Below are 19137 nucleotides of genomic sequence, written 5' to 3'. Positions count from 1 at the left end.
TTTTTTTTTTTTTTTTTTTTTTTTTTTTTTTTTTTTTTTTTTTTTTTTTTTTTTTTTTTTTTTTTTTTTTTTGTTGTTTTTTTTTGTCGGCTGGCTTTTGTTGGTGCTCCCGGGTTCGACGGTCATGCCGCAGACCGGATCGCGGACGACGGCCTGTGCGGCAGGTGTTGCGCGGTTTGCCGAACAGCAGCCGCCATGCGCGTGATGATCGTGATCGGAATGCGTCATGCAAAATGCCTCGAAGGGTCGGTGGGTGACGCGGAGATAGGGCTTCCAGTAACTGGAAGGTCAAGGGGTTAAATTTCTTCATCTCGTTGCGGGTGGATGCCAAGCACTCTTGAGCGAGAGCGGGCTCGTCTTTCTGCCCCATACCCAGCGCCGCGAAAACGCGCTATAGACGCCGCCGAAAAGGCAAGGCCGACCTGGACATATGGCAAGAATCTCCCTGAAGCTCGACGAACTGATCGACGGCGAAGCCTTGCGACGCGAGATGACCGCGCTGACCGTGGCCAAGGCAGGCGACGGCTCCGCACAGGCGGCGCGCAGCGGTGTGCTCCATCTGCTCAAGGGGCGGCTGGCAGACGGGCGCGCCATTGCCGAACGGATGCTGCGGGACGACGGCGGCGGCAGCGCCTGCGCGGCGCGGCTGTCGCATCTCATGGACGAGATCATCCGGGCGCTCTACGATTTCGCCGTCACCCATGTCTACCGGGTCAAGAACCCGTCTTCGGCGGAGCGCATGGCCGTCGTCGCCGTCGGCGGCTATGGCCGCGGTACGCTGGCGCCCGGGTCCGACATCGACCTGTTGTTCCTGCTGCCCTACAAGCAGACGCCATGGGGCGAACAGACCGTCGAATACATGCTCTACATGCTGTGGGATCTGGGGCTGAAGGTCGGCCACGCTACCCGCAATATCGACGAATGCGTGCGGCTGTCGCGCAACGACATCACGATCCGCACCTCGATCCTCGAAGCGCGGTTCCTGTGGGGCGAGGAAAAACTCTATGACGAGCTGATGCTGCGCTTCGACCATGAGGTGGTGCGCACGACCGGCCCCGAATATGTCCAGGCCAAGCTTGCCGAACGTGACGACCGTCATGCCAAGGCCGGTGAAAGCCGCTATCTCGTGGAGCCCAACGTCAAGGACGGCAAGGGCGGCCTGCGCGACCTGCAGACGCTGTTCTGGATCGGCAAATATTTCTACCGGGTGCGTACCGGCGAGGAACTGGTCGACAAGGGCGTCTTCACCGAGGGCGAATACCGGGAGTTCCTGAAGGCCGAGGATTTTCTGTGGGCGGTACGCTGCCATATGCATTTTCTCACCGGCAAGGCCGAGGAAAGGCTGCATTTCGACATCCAGCGCGAGATCGCCGAACGGCTCGGCTACACAACCCACCCCGGCCTATCGGCGGTCGAGCGCTTCATGAAGCACTATTTCCTCGTCGCCAAGGATGTCGGCGACTTGACCCGCATCTTCTGTGCCGCGCTCGAGGAGGAGCAGGCCAAGCACGTGCCGGGCTTCAACCGTATCTTCCTCACCTTCTCGCGACGCAAGCGCAAGCTGGCCGGCACGTCGGATTTCATCGTCGACAACCACCGCATCAACATCGCCGACGACCAGGTGTTCGAACGCGATCCGGTCAATCTTTTGAGGTTGTTCTGGTTTGCCGACAAGCACGGCCTTGAATTCCACCCCGATGCGCTGAAACTGCTGACCCGCTCGCTCGGCCTGGTCAACAAGTCGCTGCGGCGCGATGAGGAAGCCAACCGGCTGTTCCTCGACATCCTGACCTCGGACCGCAATGCCGAACTCAATCTGCGGCGCATGAATGAGGCCGGACTGCTCGGCAGACTGATCCCGGATTTCGGCAAGATCGTCGCCATGATGCAGTTCTCGATGTACCACCACTACACGGTGGACGAGCACCTGATCCGCTGCATCGGCGTGCTGGCCGAGATCGAGCGCGGCGACGGCGAAAAGGTCCATCCCCTCGCGCACACGCTGATGCCGGGGCTGAAGAAGAGCCGCGAGGCGCTCTATGTCGCCGTGCTGCTGCACGACATCGCCAAGGGCAGGCCGGAGGATCATTCCGAGGTCGGTGCCAGGATCGCCCGGCGCATCTGCCCGCATATGGGACTGTCTCCAGCCGATACCGAAACCGTTGCCTGGCTGGTCGAGAACCATCTGGTGATGTCGATGACGGCGCAGACCCGCGACCTCAACGACCGCAAGACCATCGAGGATTTCGCCGCGATCGTGCAGTCGGTCGAGCGGCTGAAGCTGCTTTTGATCCTGACCGTCTGCGACATCAGGGGCGTTGGACCCGGTGTCTGGAACGGCTGGAAGGGCCAGTTGCTGCGCACGCTTTACTACGAGACCGAATTGCTTTTGACCGGCGGCTTTTCGGAAGTGTCGCGCGCCCAGCGCACGGCGGCGGCGCGCGAGCTTCTCGCCGAGGCACTTGCCAATTGGCCGGACAAGGTCCGCAAGCGCTATGTCGGCCAACACTACGAGAACTACCTTTTGACCGTCGATCTCGCCGACCAGTTGCGCCATGCCGAGTTCATCCGCGAGGCTGATGTGGCAGGCAAGAAGCTCGCCACCATGGTCAAGACCCATCAGTTCGAGGCCGTGACCGAAATCACCGTGCTGGCGCAGGACCATCCCCGCCTGCTCTCGGTCATCGCAGGGGCTTGCGCCGGAGCCGGCGGCAACATCGTCGACGCACAGATCTTCACGACGTCGGATGGCCGCGCCCTGGACACCATCCTGATCTCGCGAGAATTCGACCGTGACGAGGACGAGCGCCGGCGTGCCGAGCGTGTCGGACGGCTGATAGAGGACGTGCTCTCAGGCAAGAGCTGGCTGCCGGAGATGATCGAGAAGCGCACCAAGCCGCGGCGCGGCTCCAAGGCATTCAAGATCCCGCCGCGCGCCGAAATCCGCAACACGCTGTCCAACCGCTTCTCGGTCGTCGAGGTCGAGGGCCTGGACCGGCCGGGCTTGCTGTCGGAGATCACCGGAACGCTTTCCGACCTGTCGCTCGACATCGCATCGGCCCACATCACCACCTTCGGCGAGAAGGTCATCGACACCTTCTATGTCACCGATCTCACCGGCCAGAAGATCGACAGCCCGGCTCGCATCGCCACCATCCGTAACCGGCTGGTGGCAACGCTCGAAGGCATCGTGCCCGAACGCGGCGGCAAGGCCAAGGCAGCGGCCGAGTGACCGCCACCATCACTTTGTCCTTATCCTGCAGGCAGTCTCCAAACGCATGAGCCTCGTCAAGAAATTCGCAACGGTCGCTTCCGGCACGCTGATGAGCCGTGCGCTCGGCTTCGGCCGTGAGATGCTGATGGCCGCAGCGCTCGGCACCGGGCCGGTCGCCGATGCCTTCAATGCCGCTTTCCAGTTTCCCAACACCTTTCGCCGGCTGTTTGCCGAGGGCGCCTTCAACGCCGCCTTCGTGCCGCTGTTCGCCAAGGAGATCGAGACCCACGGTACCGATGGCGCCAAGCGCTTCTCCGAGGAAGTCTTCGGCGTCCTGTTCACGGCTCTGCTGGCGCTGACGATCATCATGGAACTGTCGATGCCGCTGATCGTGCGCTATTTGGTGGCGCCCGGTTTTGCCGGCACGCCGGGGAAATTCGACACCACGGTGACGCTGGCGACGATCATGTTTCCCTATCTGATCTGCATGTCGCTCGGCGCCATGATGGCGGGAATGCTCAATTCGCTGCGCCGCTATTTCGCCGCCGCGGTGGCACCAGTGTTCCTCAACATCATCCTGATCGGCGTGCTCGCCTATGCCTGGTACAGGGGCTCCGACGCGCTCACCGTCGGCTACGGGCTGTCCTGGGGCGTGCTTGCCGCCGGACTGGTGCAACTGGCGATCGTCTGGGTGGCGGTGCGCCATGCCGGCATCTCGATCGGCTTCCGCCGTCCGAAAATGACGCCCGCGGTCAAGCGGCTGCTGATCCTGGCGCTGCCGGCGGCAATCACCGGCGGCATCACCCAGATCAACCAGCTGATCGGCACCGCAATCGCCTCGGCGCAGAACAGCGCGGTGTCCTCGCTCGCTTATGCCGACCGCATCTACCAGTTGCCGCTCGGCGTGGTCGGCGTCGCGGTCGCGATCGTGCTGTTGCCCGAACTGTCGCGGGCGCTGAAGTCTGGCAATCTGATCGAGGCGGCCAACCTGCAGAACCGCTCGGTCGAATTCACGCTGTTTCTGACGCTGCCAGCGGCAGCAGCCCTCTGGGTGATGTCGGAACCGATCGTGCGGCTGGTCTATGAACGGGGCGCGTTTGCCGCCAACGGCTCGACGCCGACGGTGGCGGCGATCCTGGCGATCTTCGGCCTCGGCCTGCCAGCCTTCGTGCTGATCAAGGCGTTCACACCGGGCTACTTCGCCCGTGAGGACACGCGCACGCCGATGATCTTTGCCGCCATCTCGGTAGCGGTAAACGTCACCACGGCCCTGACGCTGTTTCCACGGATGGGCGCTCCCGGCATCGCGGTGGCCTCGGCCGTCGCCGGCTGGGTCAACGCGATGATGCTGCTCGGCGTCTTGATCCGGCGCGGCCATTGGGGCCGCGACGTGCCCCTGATGAAACGCATTCCGCGGCTGGTGCTGTCGGCGGTGGTGATGGGGGCGGCGCTCTATTTTGCCGAGCACTGGTTCGCCGTGAGGCTCGGCCCGGGTTCGCCGCTGGTCGTCAAGGCGACGACGCTCCTGGCGCTGGTTGCCGGCGGGGCACTGCTCTACTTCGTCACCGCGTTTGCAACCGGCGGCGCCGATTTCGGCATGATCCGTCGCAATGTCAAACGGGGCGAGGCCAAGGGAGCACCCCTGGCCGCAAGAATCGAACCGGACGAATAGACCGGGCAACCGGTCGGCAACGCCGGTCTTGATCGCAACGCTGCTCTCGTCCATAAGCGCGCCGTCGAAAGACTTTCGCCGCGCGCGAAACGGCCCTCCACAAGCCATGAGGAAATCATGACCGCATTCAAGCCACTCGTCTTTTCCGGCGTCCAGCCGACCGGCAATCTGCATCTCGGCAACTATCTCGGCGCCATCAAGAAATTCGTCGCCCTGCAGGACACTTCCGACTGCATCTATTGCGTCGTCGACCTGCATTCGCTGACCGCCCAACTCGTTTATGAAGACCTCGCCGACCAGACGCGGTCGATCACCGCGGCGTTCCTGGCCTCGGGCATCGACCCCAAGAAGCACATCGTCTTCAACCAGTCGCGGGTCATGCAGCATGCGGAGCTTGCCTGGATCTTTAATTGCGTGGCGCGTATCGGCTGGATGAACCGCATGACGCAGTTCAAGGACAAGGCCGGCAAGGACCGCGAGAACGCGTCACTCGGCCTGCTTGCCTATCCCTCCCTGATGGCTGCCGACATTCTGCTCTATCGTGCAACGCATGTGCCGGTGGGTGAGGACCAGAAGCAGCATCTGGAGCTGACCCGCGACATCGCGCAGAAATTCAACAACGATTTTTCGGACCGCATCGCCCGTCTTGGCGTCGGCGTCGAGATGCAGGTCGGGGAAGAGACCGTGAACGGCTATTTCCCGCTGACCGAGCCGGTCATCGGCGGGCCGGCGGCGCGCATCATGTCGCTGCGCGACGGCTCTAAGAAGATGTCGAAGTCGGACCCGTCGGACCTGTCGCGCATCAACCTGACCGACGATGCCGATGCCATCTCGAAGAAGATCCGCAAGGCCAAGACCGACCCGGAAGCGTTGCCGAGCGAACTGGACGGCTTGGCCGCCCGGCCCGAGGCGGAAAACCTGGTCGGCATCTATGCTGGCCTCGCCGAGATGTCCAAGGCCGATGTGCTCAAGGAGTTCGCCGGCCAGCAGTTTTCGGTGTTCAAGCCGGCACTGGCAGACCTTGCGGTGGAAAGACTGGCGCCGATCGCCAGCGAGATGCGCCGCATTTCCGACGACCGCACCTATGTCGACGCGGTGCTCAGGGACGGCGGCGAGCGCGCCGGCGTGCTGGCCGAGGCGACGATGAAGACCGTGCGCGACATCATCGGGCTGCTGCAGGCCTGATCTCTCGCTGTCGCACTGCACCATACTGGCCCTAGGCCGGCGGCTTGCCGCCGGTCTGCGGCGGTGGCAGATTGCGGCCTCAGTAACACCGAGTACACAGACATGGTCTCCAAACGCCTCAGCCGCGAAGCCGGCCATCGCCGCAAGTTCCTGGCGATCATCGACGACACGCCCGAGTGTGAGCGCGCCGTCGCCTACGCCTCGAAGCGGGCGCAGAGCACCAGCGGCACGCTGGTGCTGCTCTACGTCATCGAGCCGGACGATTTCCAGCACTGGCTGGGCGTCGAGAAGATCATGCGCGAGGAGGCGAACGCCACGGCGCGCGCGGCACTCGACAGCTATGCCAGCAAGGTGCGCCAGAAGCTTGGCATCGAGCCGGAGATGGTGGTGCGCGAAGGCAAGCCGACGGAAGAGATCCACAAATTGATCGAGGAAGACCAGGACATCGCCATCCTGGTGCTGGCCGCCGGTGCGGGCAAGGAGGGCCCGGGCCCGCTGGTCGGCGCCGTGGCCGGCAAGGGTGCCGCCTTCCCGATCCCGGTGACGGTCGTGCCGCAGAACCTTTCGGATGAAGAGATCGACAGCCTCGCCTGAGGTGTATCGATGTCAGGGCGGCCTGACTTGAACCTCAACACACCTTCGATCACCTCCCGGGGGCGCAAAAACATTCCGCCAGCCAGCCGTTCCGACGATGCGTTTCGCTTGAATGTCCAGCGGATTGGGCCTATTTAGAATTATTCCAAACTAGCTGCCCGAAACGGGCACGGAGACGGCCATGTTCATCCAGACCGAATCGACGCCAAACCCGGCGACGCTGAAATTCCTGCCCGGCAAGGAAGTGCTTCTGGAAGGCACCGCCGATTTCCGCGATGCCGAGAGCGCCTCAATTGCCTCGCCGCTCGCCGGCCGGCTGTTTGAAATTGCCGGCATTACCGGTGTTTTCTTCGGCTATGACTTCATCACCGTGACCAAGGATGGCCCCGACTGGCAGCATTTGAAGCCGGCGATCCTCGGCGCCATCATGGAACATTTCATGTCCGGTGCGCCTGTCATGGCCAAGGCCGGCCCTGCCGCCGAGACCAGCCTGACCGGCGAGTTCTACGACAAGGCTGACGAGGAACTGGTCATCACCATCAAGGAACTGCTCGATACGCGCGTGCGCCCGGCGGTTGCCCAGGATGGCGGCGACATCACTTTCCGCGGCTTCGAGAACGGCACGGTGTTCCTGCACATGAAAGGCGCCTGCGCCGGCTGCCCGTCGTCGACGGCGACGCTGAAGCACGGCATCCAGAACCTTCTGCGCCACTTCGTGCCGGAAGTGCAGCAGGTCGAACAGGTTTCTTGACGCCCATTGCTAGGAAAATCGTCCTTCGCTATCTTATTTCTGACATTGCACTTATCAGGGCTTGGATGCGGCGGTCGCTTTTAATCCAGTAAGGAGTAAATCGTTCCCATTTCTCAACTTGGTCATGATTTTGTTTTGCCTCCAGCAGAGCGGAAAGCGCGCCGCTCCGATCACCTTTGGCTGCGAGAATCTTCGAAAGGTACTCAAATTTTTCGGCCCTAACAGAATTGGCCAAAGGACGTCCCTCAGAAAGGGTTATAGAAACGCGCATCTGTGCTTCAGCTTCTGCTAGATGGCCCAGCTCAAATAGGCATTCGGCAAGGTCACTCACGTGACCACTATGGCCGCCCCATTCCGGCAAGCCAGGTGCAGTTCCAATCGCGATAGCTTCGCGATAAAGAGAAACCGCTTGTTCCAATCGTCCGGCGCGCCGCAGCGCTCCCGCCAATCGCCACGCGCTGTTCGAAAGATCGACATCGTTGCGCGAATCTTGCTTTCGGTCGTAGCCATAAATAGTCTCCGCCTGCATTACTGCTTGATCTGTCATTCCAAATTTCAGTAGCCAGTTTAGTAGGCTCATATAAGCTGAACGAACTTGATCAATCTTTGACCCTGGATGACGGATTTTCATCGGATCGTCGGCGAGCACTCGCTCAATTTCTTTTTGGCGGTCAAAGCAAATACCTATTGCTTCATCGATATGACCAAGAAGAAATCTTTCCTCGGCCATCCCAAGATTCATGGAGACGCTGCCTTCGGACAAAGGCCCTTCCAATACATCATAAATCTCGCGGGCTTGCTGAAATAGCCCTTCAGCTTCCTCATGATTTCCGAGTTTTGCCTCTATACCGGCAAGGGCGTGTGTGATCTTTGCCGTCTCGGGAGAGACTTGACCGTATGCCACAATCGACAGCGCAAGCGCTTCGTTCGCGCGGGGCTTCCAAAAAGCTTCGCCTCCTCCGTCCATGAGGGATTGCCACATACCGGACGTCAAGGTCCGAACTCTCTTTTGTGCGTCGTCGCGATCCATATTTGACCTTCCCCCCGGGGGCGAACATTCGCAGGACGTTAACTTCTAAGAAGGCCTCCGATCCAGCCAGCATCTTGAAAAATCACAAAATCACCCTCTCAGGAATCACCTCGGATTCAATCAATGTCTGAACCGCTCTAGTTCTACCCTGCTGACCATCTAGCTCGGTTTTCTGCGCTTCCGGTGCTCACGTACTAAACGTACGCTCCGCTCGGGTTCTCGAAAACCAAACCATACGGATTCAGCAGGGCGAACTCTCAAAAGGGCATCGAAGCAGTCCCAGGCAAAAAACAAAAAACCGGGCCAAAGTGCCCGGTTTTCTGTTTGGGACGTCCGTTGTTGCCTAGACGGTCCGCGTACGAAAGCTGCCTCTATCTGATCATGATTTTTCCGAGAACCGGTACCGGTTTCTCGGGATCATGGTCTAAAGAACAATGACCTTGGCGCCGACCGAGGCGCGGTCATAGAGGTCGATAATGTCCTGGTTCATCAGGCGGATGCAGCCCGACGACATCGCTTTGCCAATCGAATTCCATTCCGGGCTGCCATGCAGGCGATAGCCCGAATCACCGCCCTTGTTGAACAGGTACATGGCGCGCGCACCGAGCGGGTTCTTCAGGCCCGGCTCCATGCCGCCGGCAAACTTTTCCAATTCGGGCTGGCGCTGGATCATCTGCCTCGGCGGCGTCCAGGTCGGCCATTCGCGCTTGAGCGCAATGTGGGCGGTGCCATGCCACTCGAAGCCTTCGCGGCCGACGCCGATGCCGTAGCGAATAGCCCGGCCGTCACCTTCGACGAAATAGAGGAACTTGTTCTGCGTATCGACGATGATGGTGCCCGGCTTTTCCGGGCTGTCGTAGTTCACTTCCTGCCGATGGTACTTCAACGGCACTTTCTCGATCGGGACGCGCGGCAGCTGGTAACCGGCGTCGGTGACCGCGCCATAGTCGTTGGAAAAAATCTGCGAGCCGATGGTGCTGCAACCGGCGATAGCAGTGGACAGCGCCAGTGCGGCGACGATAGCAAACGACTTCATGCGCATCAGGTGATCCGGTGCCCCGCCCCAACTTCGGCGGCACGAGTCGGCCGCTTTTTCGCAATCATTCATGCTGGCATTTTCTTTGCTTGCCAAGCGCGCGATGCCTATATGCCGAAGTTGACGTGCTGGTAAGCGTGCCACTATGGCATTTTGGCAACAGCCTTCACAGGATTGTGGAGGAAATTCAATGGCCGCGCCCACGGCTTCATCAGGAATCGAGGAGAACCGTCATGAATGTCGGTGACGCCGCCCACCGTTCCGGCCTGCCGGCCAAGACCATCCGCTACTATGAAGAGATCGGCCTGATCGCTCCGGCGCGCGCCGTCAACGGCTACCGCGACTATTCCGGAGACGACATCCACCGGCTGACCTTTTTGCGCCGTGCGCGCAATCTCGGCTTTTCCATTGATGATTGCCGCCAGTTGATGGCGCTCTACCAGGACCGCGACCGCGCCAGCCACGACGTGCGAGAGATCGCCGCCGCCCATGTCACGGCGATCGAGGAGAAGGTGCGCGAACTGCAGTCGATGCGCTCGACCTTGCAGAAGCTGATCCACGCCTGCCATGGCGACGAAAGGCCGGATTGCCCGATCCTCGATGACATGGCCGGGGCGGCGTTGCTCAGCAACAAGCGTGCCCCGGCGCCTGCATAAGCAAGCTCGCGTCGACAAGGCTCGAGCGGTGCCTTGGCGCACGGATTGTCAAGCCGGCGCCAAGAAAGCCCGTCGCCGCCGGCGCGGCAGTTCAATCGGCACAATTTCCTCCCATATCTGGGCGCGTCAATCGACCGCACTATTTCATCCTTGTCGCAATGATCAACGACGGAGGTTGGCATGGATCGGCGATTGTTTCTGACTGGAATGCTAGGAATGGCCGGGGCCGCGACCGTGGTCGCACTTGCGCGTCCTGCCACTGCGTTAGCCGGCATCCCGAATACGGGACCCGGCATTCTCGATGAACTCGACCGACCGTCCGACGATATCCTGGACCAGGATGGTCCTGACGGCATCGAGTTCGTGCGGCATCGCAGGTGGCACCGCCGCCGTCGTCGCGTCTGGAGAAGAGTTTGCCGTCGCTATTGGCGTTACGGTTACTGGCGCCGCAGGTGTTTCCGCAGATCCTTCTGGATCCGATTCTGACCGATACGCGGCAAACACGAAGGCCTCCGCATTCGCCGGGCCTGCGCTATCGCTGTCGGCTAGACTCCGATCAGCGCAAAAGGCCCGCCGCTGCAAGGCGGCGGGCAGTCTCTGGAGCGCCGGGGATCAGCCCGGCATTGGCTCAACGAGGGGGCCATGGGTTGGTTGCAAAAAGGCAGACGGGGACTCGCACATGGGGACTCGATTGTACGATCATAACCAAGCCGTGAGGCGCATTGCCCACCTTCTGAGCCGCGCTAAACTTGAAAGGCGGCAATCCTAATTCCGCCGCAGGTGGCCGACGCGATTAGGCAATGTTGTCTCACCGGCATCCGCGTCGGCCATTTTGGCAACGATCATACATTTGAGCGCGAGGGCGAGTTGTCATCCTGATGACCGGCACTAACTTTGGTGGCAGGGTCGACGCGACTTACATCTCGGCCAACAGAGGCACGTCCAATGGACATCTCCGGACTGTCAGATTTTGTGGGTGGATCTCAGGTCTTGGCCCCGTTTGCCGGGCTGTTGATGGAAGACAGCGGCCCGGCAGCCTTTCCTTTGGGTGGACCGCTACCGGGCCTGACCGGAGCGGGGTGTCATGGGGGAGCTCCGGCTGCCTCTTAAAATACCACTTTTTCCTTATATGCGCGCTAGCTAATTTAGAGAGGCTATGCGCCTGTTGCTGGCGGCGGTCATCAGGGGGAAACGAACGAGGCGCCGCGGTGGCCCGGGCCCTGTCAAATATGAAATCGCCTGGGCGCGACCGTTCCAGGCACCTGCATGAAGCGTTGCTGAAGGCCGAAGCGAGATCGCAGGCAAGCAAGGCCGCCATTCCTCGGATGGAATGAAACGAGGCGATGAGCGAGAGCGCCTTCCGGACTTCGACGGTACGGTTTTTACCAAGGCTCTCGCCCTTGTCGCCGGATGCTAGTCTGGTGAGGCGGCATACCCCCAAAGTCGCCGCAGTGGCCGACGCGGCTTCGGCAATGCCGTCCCACCGGCATGCGCCGGCCACTTCCTGGCGACCGTGGTTTGTTGCCGAGTTGGCGAATCCGGGTGCGCCGATATGAACCGCGCAAGGGGATGGTACGGTTTCTTTGGGGCGCTCCAGGATATCAGGCTCATTTGTACCGTTCCTCGCAAATGGCAAGGCACCCATCAGAGATGCGATCCAACGCAGGCCCATCAGCAGCACTTCCCATGGCGTTTGGGGCATGACGTTGCTTCTCTCTGTTGGCAATAAGCCATTTTAGGATTATATTCCTATTGCGCAGGGCTTGTCAATCGGTAATTGCCCGGAAAGTGGGTTCAAACCGTGAACAGAATCTGGCATGGTGCCGCCATGCCGATCATTTCCCCCATCTCAATCAACCCACTCATCGACGGTCGCCAGTCCGAACGCGCCATGCTGGTGCGGCGCGGCGTGCAGCGGCTGTTGATGGAGATGGGCGCGCATGTGCTGCCTGAGCTGTCGCTGGCCACCGGCCGCCGTGCCGACCTCGTCGCACTTACGCGGCAGGGCGACATCTGGATCATCGAGATCAAATCCTCGATCGAGGATTTCAGGGTCGACCGCAAATGGCCCGACTACCGGCTGCATTCCGACCGCTTCTTCTTCGCCACCCATTCCGGCGTGCCCTCGGAGATCTTTCCGGAGGAGTGCGGCTTCATCCTTTCCGACGGCTACGGCGCCGAGATCATGCGCGATGCGCCCGAGCACCGCATGGCGGCGGCAACGCGCAAGGCGCTGATGCTGCGGATCGCGCGGGCCGGCGCTTCACGGCTGCTGGCGGCGGAGCTTGCCGGTGTGTCGGTGCCGGCGATCGAGGATGAGAGCGAGTAGGTTTCGCCTTACTCTTCGCCCTCGTCCACTACATCAACCGCCGGAGCCATCAAAAGCACGGCGGCGCCAAGGATGGCGGCGATGAAGGAGCCGGCGAGGATGCCGACCTTGACCGCGTCCTGCAATGCCACGTCACTGGCGAAGGCGAGCAGGCCGATGAACAGGCTCATGGTGAAGCCGATGCCGCACAGCAGCGAGATGCCGATCATGTGCGCCCAGCCGGCATTGACGGGCAGATCGGCAAGCCCGAACCGGATGGCAAGTGCCGAGGAGCCGAACACGCCGACCAGCTTGCCGACCACGAGGCCGGCGGCGACACCCAGCGTCAACGGTTCGATCAGCGCGCCGAAGCTCAGGCCGGCGAGCGAAACGCCAGCATTGGCAAAGCCGAAGATCGGGATGACGACAAAGGGCACTAATTTGTGCAGGCCGTGCTCGAGCCGGTGCAGCGGCGAATGGTCGAGATCGTGGCCGATCCCGGCGGAGCGTTCGAGCGGAATGGTCAGCGCCAGCGCGACGCCGGCAAGCGTCGCATGGACGCCCGATTTCAGCACCAGCACCCACAGGACGACGCCCAGCACGAGATAGGGCAGCAGCGTCATCACCCGCATGCGGTTGAGCACGACGAGCGCGGCGATGACCGCGAAAGCGGCGCCGAGATAGGTGAGCGACAGGCCGCTGGTGTAGAAGATGGCGATGATGATGACGGCGCCGAGATCATCGATGATGGCAAGTGCTGTAAGGAACACTTTCAGCGAAGCCGGCACGCGGCTGCCGAGCAGCGACAGCACACCGAGCGCGAACGCGATGTCGGTGGCGGTCGGGATCGCCCAGCCTGACAGCGCCGCCGTATTGTCGCGGTTGATGGCGACATAGACGAGCGCCGGAACCACCATGCCGCCGGCGGCGGCGATGCCGGGCAAGGCGCGCCGGGGCCAGGTGGAGAGCTGGCCATCCAGCATCTCGCGCTTGATCTCCAGCCCGACGAGCAGGAAGAAAACCGCCATCAGTCCGTCATTGACCCAGTGCGACACGCTGAGCGGGCCGAGATAGGCATGAAGAGCGGAAAAGTAGGTTTCGGCGAGCGGCGAATTGGCGACGATAAGAGCCAGAGCCGCCGCCATCATCAGGATGATGCCGCCGGCCGCCTCGCTGTCGAGAAATTCGCGAAGGACGGAAACCGGCCGCTGCTTCAAATCCTGCATGTCACCTCCGTTAAGCCGCGTCACTGGCAATGATGCGCAAGTGTCGCTGGGGGCGCAAGACACCCGTTCACGTTGACAGATCGCATACCTCGGAGAGTGGCCGAAACGCCCATCACTTCGTCATCCCGGAGGAAGGAGCGTAGCGACGCGGCGCAGACCCGAGGATGTCGATGCTCGGTTTAGCGCGGTGCGCGCTTGGCCAGTATCCGCTGCAAGGTGCGGCGATGCATGTTGAGCCGGCGCGCGGTCTCCGAGACGTTGCGCTCGCACATTTCATAGACGCGCTGGATATGCTCCCAACGGACGCGGTCGGCCGACATCGGGTTTTCCGGAGGGGCCGCGCGCTCACCGGCGGTGCGGGTGAGCGCCGCGAAGATATCGTCGGCGTCGGCGGGCTTGGAGAGGTAATCGACGGCGCCGAGCTTAACCGCGGTCACCGCGGTGGCGATGTTGCCGTAGCCGGTCAGGATGATGGTGCGGGAATCGTCGCGCTTTTCGCGGATGGCCGCGACCACGTCGAGGCCGTTGCCGTCACCGAGCCGCATGTCCACCACGGCGTAGGCGGGCGGATTGGCGCGCGCCTTGGCAACCGCCTCCTCGACGCTCTCGGCCGTCTCGACGACGAATCCCCTGGTTTCCATGGCGCGGGCCAGACGCGTAAGGAACGGCTTGTCGTCATCGACGATGAGCAGCGAGGTGTCTTCGCCTTCAACCATTGCGCCAATATTTTCGTCGCCTGTCATAGTCTCAAAATTCCTGCTGCCTTAATTTTACGCAGATATAGTTCCCGAGCCTCATTGTCCAATTTTTAGAGCTCCTTCAAGGCTCTCAGGCGGTGTCGAACATGCTGGCCGAAGTGATTTCCGGATTGAGGAACACACCACGCGGCCACGAAATCTGTACCACGGCGCCCTCACCCAGGCCGCTCGAATTGCGGAAATCGAGCGTCGCGCCCGAGCGTTCGAGCAACGTCTTTGCGATGAACAGGCCGAGCCCCAGGCCGCCGCCGGCTTCATTGCCCTGGCGCGTCGACATATAGGGTTCACCGATGCGGTCGATGATCTCGGCCGGAAAGCCCGGGCCGTCATCGATGATCGAGAAGGTGACGGTGGCCTCGTTCCAGCTCCAGCCTACGGTGACGCTCTTGCGGGCGAAATCGACGGCATTCTCGACCAGATTGCCGAGGCCGTAAATGACACCCGGATTGCGGCGTCCGACTGGCTCGGGCCCGATGCGCTCCCCAGGCCGAAGCTTGATCGAGATGCCGAAATCGCGATGCGGGGCGGTGACCTCCTCGACCAGCGAGGTCAAAGGCAGCCGCGAAAGATGCGCCTCGCCCTCGGACGACAGGCTGGTCAGGCGCTTGAGGATTTCGCGGCAGCGCTCGCTCTGCGAGCGAAGCAGCTTCATGTCTTCCCCGTATTTTGGATCATTGCCGAGCGCCTTTTCCATCTCCTTGGTGACAAGCGCGATGGTGGCGAGCGGCGTGCCAAGCTCGTGCGCGGCCGCGGCGGCCAGCCCGTCGAGCGCCGAGAGGTGCTGCTCGCGCTGCAGCACCAGCTCGGTGGCGGCGAGCGCATTGGCAAGAAGCCTTGCTTCGGCAGCCACGCGGAAGGCGTATATGGCGGTGAAGGCGATCGAGGACAGCACCGCCATCCACATGCCGGCGACATAAATGAAGGGCATCTCCAGCGGCGCGTCCTCATGCCAGGGTAGCGGCAGATGGACAAAGACCAGCAAGGTCGCCGCCGACATCACCAGCCCGCCGAGGATAGCGGTCAGGCGCAGGGGCAGCGATGTCGCCGAAATGACGACGGGCACGGTCATCAGCAGCGAGAACGGGTTGGTGAGGCCGCCGGTCATGTAGAGCAGGCCGGCAAGCTGCAGGCTGTCGAAGATGAGGATGCCGAAGGCCGCAAGTGGGGTGAGCCGGTGCGCCGCCGGGAACCGGAAGGCGAGATACAGGTTCATCCAGGCCGAACAGGCGATCAGCGCAAAGCACAGGCTGACCGGCAGCGGAAACTTCAGGCCATAGGCAACGACGAGAACCGCAACGCTCTGTCCGACGATCGCAAGCCAACGCAGACGGATCAGCGTGTTGAGGCGCAGTCTCTGGCTCTGCTGGAAATCGGGCGAATGCAAAACGTTGGTCATGGCCTGAAATACAGCCGCGGGACGGCAAGCGCTAGGTGCCTCTGGGTTTTGCCCGGGCGGTGGCGGCGGCGAGCAGCGGATTTTCGGGCCAGACATGCTTGGGATAGCGGCCGCGCATGTCGGCGCGCACATCGGCCCAGGAGCCGCGCCAGAAGCCGGGCAGGTCGCGTGTCGTCTGGATCGGCCGGTGCGCCGGCGACAGGAGTTCGAGCGTCAGCGGCACGGTGCCATTGGCGATGGCGGGGTGGCGATCGAGGCCGAACAGCTCCTGCACGCGAACCGCCAGCACCGGCCACTCGCCGTCATAGCGGATCGGCACATGGCTGCCTGACGGCGCGTCGAAATGGGTTGGCGCAAGCGTTTCGATCTTGCGCTGGAGATCGTGCGGCACGAGTGTCGCCAGTCCGGCCGAGATAACGCCCGCATCGATGGCGGCAAAATTTGCCCCGCCGGACAGGAACGGCAGCAGCCAGTCGTCGAGGCGCTCGATGAGGGCGGCATCCGCCATATCGGGCCAGGGCGCGCCAAGGCCGCGATGCAGCCAGGATAGCCGCTGGCGCAGCGTTTGCGCCTCCTTGCTCCAGGTCAGCAGCGACAGCCCATGCTCGCGCACCGCATCAAGGATGGCCTGATCGGCATCTGCGCCGGTTGGCGGCGGCAGCATGCGTTCGGCAAGCGTGATCGCGCCGAGGCGCACGGTCTCGCGCACGCGCACGGCACGCTTGTCGCGGTCGAAGCTCGTTTGCCTTCGTGTTTCGATCCTGCCGGCAAGTGCTGCGCGGACATCGTCCTCGCTAATTGCCGCCGCTGCCGTGATGCGCGCATTCTGCGCCTTGCCCTGCAGGTCGGCGACGACCAGAAACGGCTCGCCCGCCAGCGGATCGGCGGCGTCGAGCATGGCGCCCGAGCCATTGGCCAGCACGAAACGGCCGCGCTCGCCGCGCGCCTTGGCGACGCGATCCGGCCAGGCATGGATGAGCAGGGGACCGGCCCCACCCTCCCCCTTGTGGGGAGGGTCGATCCGCGTAGCGGATCGGGGTGGGGTCGGTTCGGGCACGCCATCGGCGACCCCACCCCGTCTCCCTCGCGTCGCTGCGCGCTGCTCGCTCGCCGACCCTCCCCCCGAGGGGGAGGGTAAGGCCTGCCTTGCCAGCCGTTCGGCGAGCTGGCGTGCGGCGGTGGCACGCGGCGTTCGTTCCGAGCGAAAGCGCATCAGTCGCCGTTCCAGGTCGGCGCCATCACCGCCAAGGCCGCGTTCGGTGAGCAGCACGGCAAGCATGGCCGCCTCGAAGGCATGGCCGCTCTTCGCTGCCTCGGCGACCATATGTGCCAGCCGTACGGGCAAAGCGAGCTTGCGCATCGCCGTGCCCGCTTCCGTCAGGCGGCCCGCCTCGTCTATGGCATCCAGCGCGCGCAGCAGCGCCCGGGCCTCGTTGAGCGCCGGCGCCGGCGGCGGATCGAGAAAGGCGAGCTTTGTCGGATCGGCGACGCCGAAGGCGGCGCAGTCGAGCAACAAGCCGGATAGGTCCGCCTCGAGGATTTCGGGCGGCGTGAAGGCGGCGAGTGCTGCCGTCTGCTCGGCCCGCCATAGCCGGACGGCGACGCCAGCTTGCGTGCGCCCGGCACGACCGGCGCGCTGGTCGGCGGAGGCCTTGCTGACGCGCACGGTCTCCAGCCGGGTGAGGCCACTGGCCGGCTCGTATCGTGGCAGTCGCGACAGGCCGGAATCGATGACGACCCGCACGCCGTCGATGGTGATCGAGGTTTCGGCAATCGACGTCGCCAGCACCACCTTGCGGCGGCCTGGAGGCGCTGGCTTGATCGCCGCATCCTGCGCCTTGCCGTCGAGCATGCCGTAGAGCGGCACGATATCGGTATCGGCACCGGTCCTGCCGGCCAGCCGCTCGGAGGTGCGTTCGATCTCGCGCTGGCCGGGCAGGAAGGCGAGCACGCTGCCGCTCTCATCGGCAAGGGCGACGCGGATCGCCTTGGCCATGGCGTCCTCGATGGTGATGCCAGCGGCGCGCTCGTCATAGCGGATGTCGACAGGAAAGGCGCGACCCTCGCTCTGGATCACCGGGGCGCCCGACAGAAGTTTGGCGACGCGCGCGCCGTCGAGCGTCGCCGACATCACGAGCAGCCGCAGATCCGGCCTCAGCGCCCCCTGCACGTCGAGCGCCAGCGCAAGACCGAAATCGCCGTCGAGCGAACGCTCGTGGAATTCGTCGAAAATGACAGCCGAGACGCCGGGCAGTTCGGGATCGTCGAGGATCATGCGCGCGAGGACGCCCTCGGTGACGACCAGTATCCTGGTCCTTGCCGAGGTGCGGTTCTCCATGCGCATTGCGTAGCCGACGGTGGCGCCGGGCTCCTCGCCCAATAATTCGGCCATGCGGCGGGCGGCGGCGCGGGCGGCGAGCCGGCGCGGTTCGAGCAACACGATCTTGCCGGCGCCCAGCCAGGATGCGTCGAGCAGCGCCAGCGGCACCAATGTCGTCTTGCCGGCGCCGGGCGGCGCCACCAGCACGGCGCTGTTGCCATGGTCGAGCGCCTCGTGCAGCGCCGGCAGCACGGCGGAAACAGGAAGCTCGGGCAAGGGCTTTGTCGTCATCGCGTCCGCATATCAGCGCTGACGGTCGCCGTGCAACCGGTGCCGGCTCAGAGCCGGGTGCGGGAAAACGGGTTCCAGCGCACGGTACCCAGCCGCGCTTCCTCGCGCACCATGGTCAGCAGGCCGGCTCCACCGACGACCGCCAGGCCGACCAGCGTCAGCCCGTCGGGGTATTCCTGGAAGAACGACGCGCCGAGGATCACCGCCCAGACGATCTGCGAATAATGCGTCGGCGCGACCCGGTTGGCGGGTGCGTATTTCATGGCCAGCAGCTGCAGGAATTGTCCGCCTGCCGTAAAGGCGCCGGCCATCACCAGCCACACCAGCTGCTTTCCGTCGGGAACGGCGAACGAGGTGGCCGCGGCGCCAATGCCGTTGAACGCCAGGCCGTAGCCGACCAGCACGCCCAGCATCGTCGTGCGCTTTTCCTGCTGCGCCAGCGAGCGCATCAGGATGACGCTGGTGGCGGCGAGGAAGGCAACGCCAAAGGCGGCAAGGTGGCCAAGGTTAAGCTCCCGAAACCCCGGCCGCACCACCAGCATGACGCCGGCAAAGCCGGCGATCACCGCCAGCCAGCGCCACGGGCCAACCTTCTCCCCGAGAATCGCCATGGAGAGAATGGTGACGCAGAGCGGCGCCAGGAAGATCAGCGCGTAGCACTCCGCCAGCGGAATGGTTGTGAAGGCATAGACGCTAAGCA

The 19137-nt window shown here is 63.0% G+C and carries 15 protein-coding genes; 7 read left to right on the top strand and 8 right to left on the bottom strand.

Annotation, left to right across the window (positions count from 1 at the left end; all coding sequences use genetic code 11):
* Positions 1 to 228: hypothetical protein (locus NKI20_RS31480; RefSeq protein ID WP_352837782.1), on the bottom strand; the 228-nt coding region annotated here is incomplete at its 3' end.
* A 202-nt stretch (positions 229 to 430) separates the two neighbouring features.
* Between NKI20_RS31480 and NKI20_RS31475 the strand changes: the two genes are divergently transcribed.
* From NKI20_RS31475 to NKI20_RS31455, 5 genes are all read left to right on the top strand, one after another.
* A complete protein-coding gene (locus tag NKI20_RS31475) occupies positions 431 to 3232 on the top strand; it encodes a [protein-PII] uridylyltransferase (protein WP_352837781.1) in 2802 nt (933 codons plus the stop codon).
* Positions 3233 to 3278: 46 nt separating this feature from the next.
* Positions 3279 to 4886, top strand: a complete 1608-nt coding sequence (gene murJ, locus NKI20_RS31470; protein ID WP_352837779.1) for a murein biosynthesis integral membrane protein MurJ — start codon at positions 3279 to 3281, stop codon at positions 4884 to 4886.
* 117 nt (positions 4887 to 5003) lie between these two features.
* Positions 5004 to 6071, top strand: coding sequence for a tryptophan--tRNA ligase (gene trpS / locus NKI20_RS31465; RefSeq protein ID WP_023762744.1), 1068 nt, complete (start codon positions 5004 to 5006; stop codon positions 6069 to 6071).
* A 102-nt stretch (positions 6072 to 6173) separates the two neighbouring features.
* The gene (locus NKI20_RS31460) at positions 6174 to 6665 is read left to right on the top strand and encodes a universal stress protein (protein WP_023762745.1); all 492 of its coding nucleotides are present in this window, start codon (positions 6174 to 6176) and stop codon (positions 6663 to 6665) included.
* Between the two features lie 181 nt (positions 6666 to 6846).
* Positions 6847 to 7416: a NifU family protein gene (locus tag NKI20_RS31455; protein ID WP_023762746.1), complete on the top strand. Its 570-nt coding sequence runs from the start codon at positions 6847 to 6849 to the stop codon at positions 7414 to 7416.
* Between the two features lie 28 nt (positions 7417 to 7444).
* Here the strand turns inward: NKI20_RS31455 and NKI20_RS31450 are convergent, their stop codons facing one another.
* On the bottom strand, positions 7445 to 8446 hold the full coding sequence (locus tag NKI20_RS31450; RefSeq protein ID WP_352837776.1) for a tetratricopeptide repeat protein: 1002 nt from the start codon (positions 8444 to 8446) through the stop codon (positions 7445 to 7447).
* 424 nt (positions 8447 to 8870) lie between these two features.
* The gene (locus NKI20_RS31445) at positions 8871 to 9488 is read right to left on the bottom strand and encodes a L,D-transpeptidase (protein ID WP_352604121.1); all 618 of its coding nucleotides are present in this window, start codon (positions 9486 to 9488) and stop codon (positions 8871 to 8873) included.
* Between the two features lie 227 nt (positions 9489 to 9715).
* Here NKI20_RS31445 and cueR point away from each other — a divergent pair, with 227 nt between their 5' ends.
* Positions 9716 to 10138 (top strand): Cu(I)-responsive transcriptional regulator, encoded by a 423-nt coding sequence (gene cueR, locus NKI20_RS31440; RefSeq protein ID WP_352603925.1) that lies wholly within the window; start codon positions 9716 to 9718, stop codon positions 10136 to 10138.
* A gap of 1828 nt (positions 10139 to 11966) precedes the next feature.
* Positions 11967 to 12467, top strand: a complete 501-nt coding sequence (locus NKI20_RS31435) for an MmcB family DNA repair protein (RefSeq protein ID WP_352837783.1) — start codon at positions 11967 to 11969, stop codon at positions 12465 to 12467.
* Between the two features lie 8 nt (positions 12468 to 12475).
* On the opposite strand, the gene nhaA is transcribed toward NKI20_RS31435, so the two are convergent.
* The 5 genes from nhaA to NKI20_RS31410 all read right to left on the bottom strand — a co-directional run.
* On the bottom strand, positions 12476 to 13672 hold the full coding sequence (nhaA, locus tag NKI20_RS31430; RefSeq protein WP_352603923.1) for a Na+/H+ antiporter NhaA: 1197 nt from the start codon (positions 13670 to 13672) through the stop codon (positions 12476 to 12478).
* Between the two features lie 179 nt (positions 13673 to 13851).
* The gene (locus NKI20_RS31425; RefSeq protein WP_111544836.1) at positions 13852 to 14415 is read right to left on the bottom strand and encodes an ActR/PrrA/RegA family redox response regulator transcription factor; all 564 of its coding nucleotides are present in this window, start codon (positions 14413 to 14415) and stop codon (positions 13852 to 13854) included.
* Positions 14416 to 14500: 85 nt separating this feature from the next.
* Positions 14501 to 15826, bottom strand: coding sequence for an ActS/PrrB/RegB family redox-sensitive histidine kinase (locus NKI20_RS31420; protein ID WP_352603920.1), 1326 nt, complete (start codon positions 15824 to 15826; stop codon positions 14501 to 14503).
* A gap of 31 nt (positions 15827 to 15857) precedes the next feature.
* Complete coding sequence (gene hrpB / locus NKI20_RS31415; protein ID WP_352837773.1) at positions 15858 to 18437, bottom strand: ATP-dependent helicase HrpB; 2580 nt, start codon at positions 18435 to 18437, stop codon at positions 15858 to 15860.
* 47 nt (positions 18438 to 18484) lie between these two features.
* Positions 18485 to 19137, bottom strand: a 653-nt coding sequence (locus tag NKI20_RS31410; protein WP_352837771.1) for a DMT family transporter, incomplete at its 5' end; no start/stop codon positions are given.

Origin of the sequence: Mesorhizobium sp. M0830 (assembly GCF_040319965.1) — a bacterium.
In the GTDB taxonomy this organism is placed as follows: domain Bacteria; phylum Pseudomonadota; class Alphaproteobacteria; order Rhizobiales; family Rhizobiaceae; genus Mesorhizobium.
This window is presented reverse-complemented; position numbering and strand designations above follow the sequence as displayed.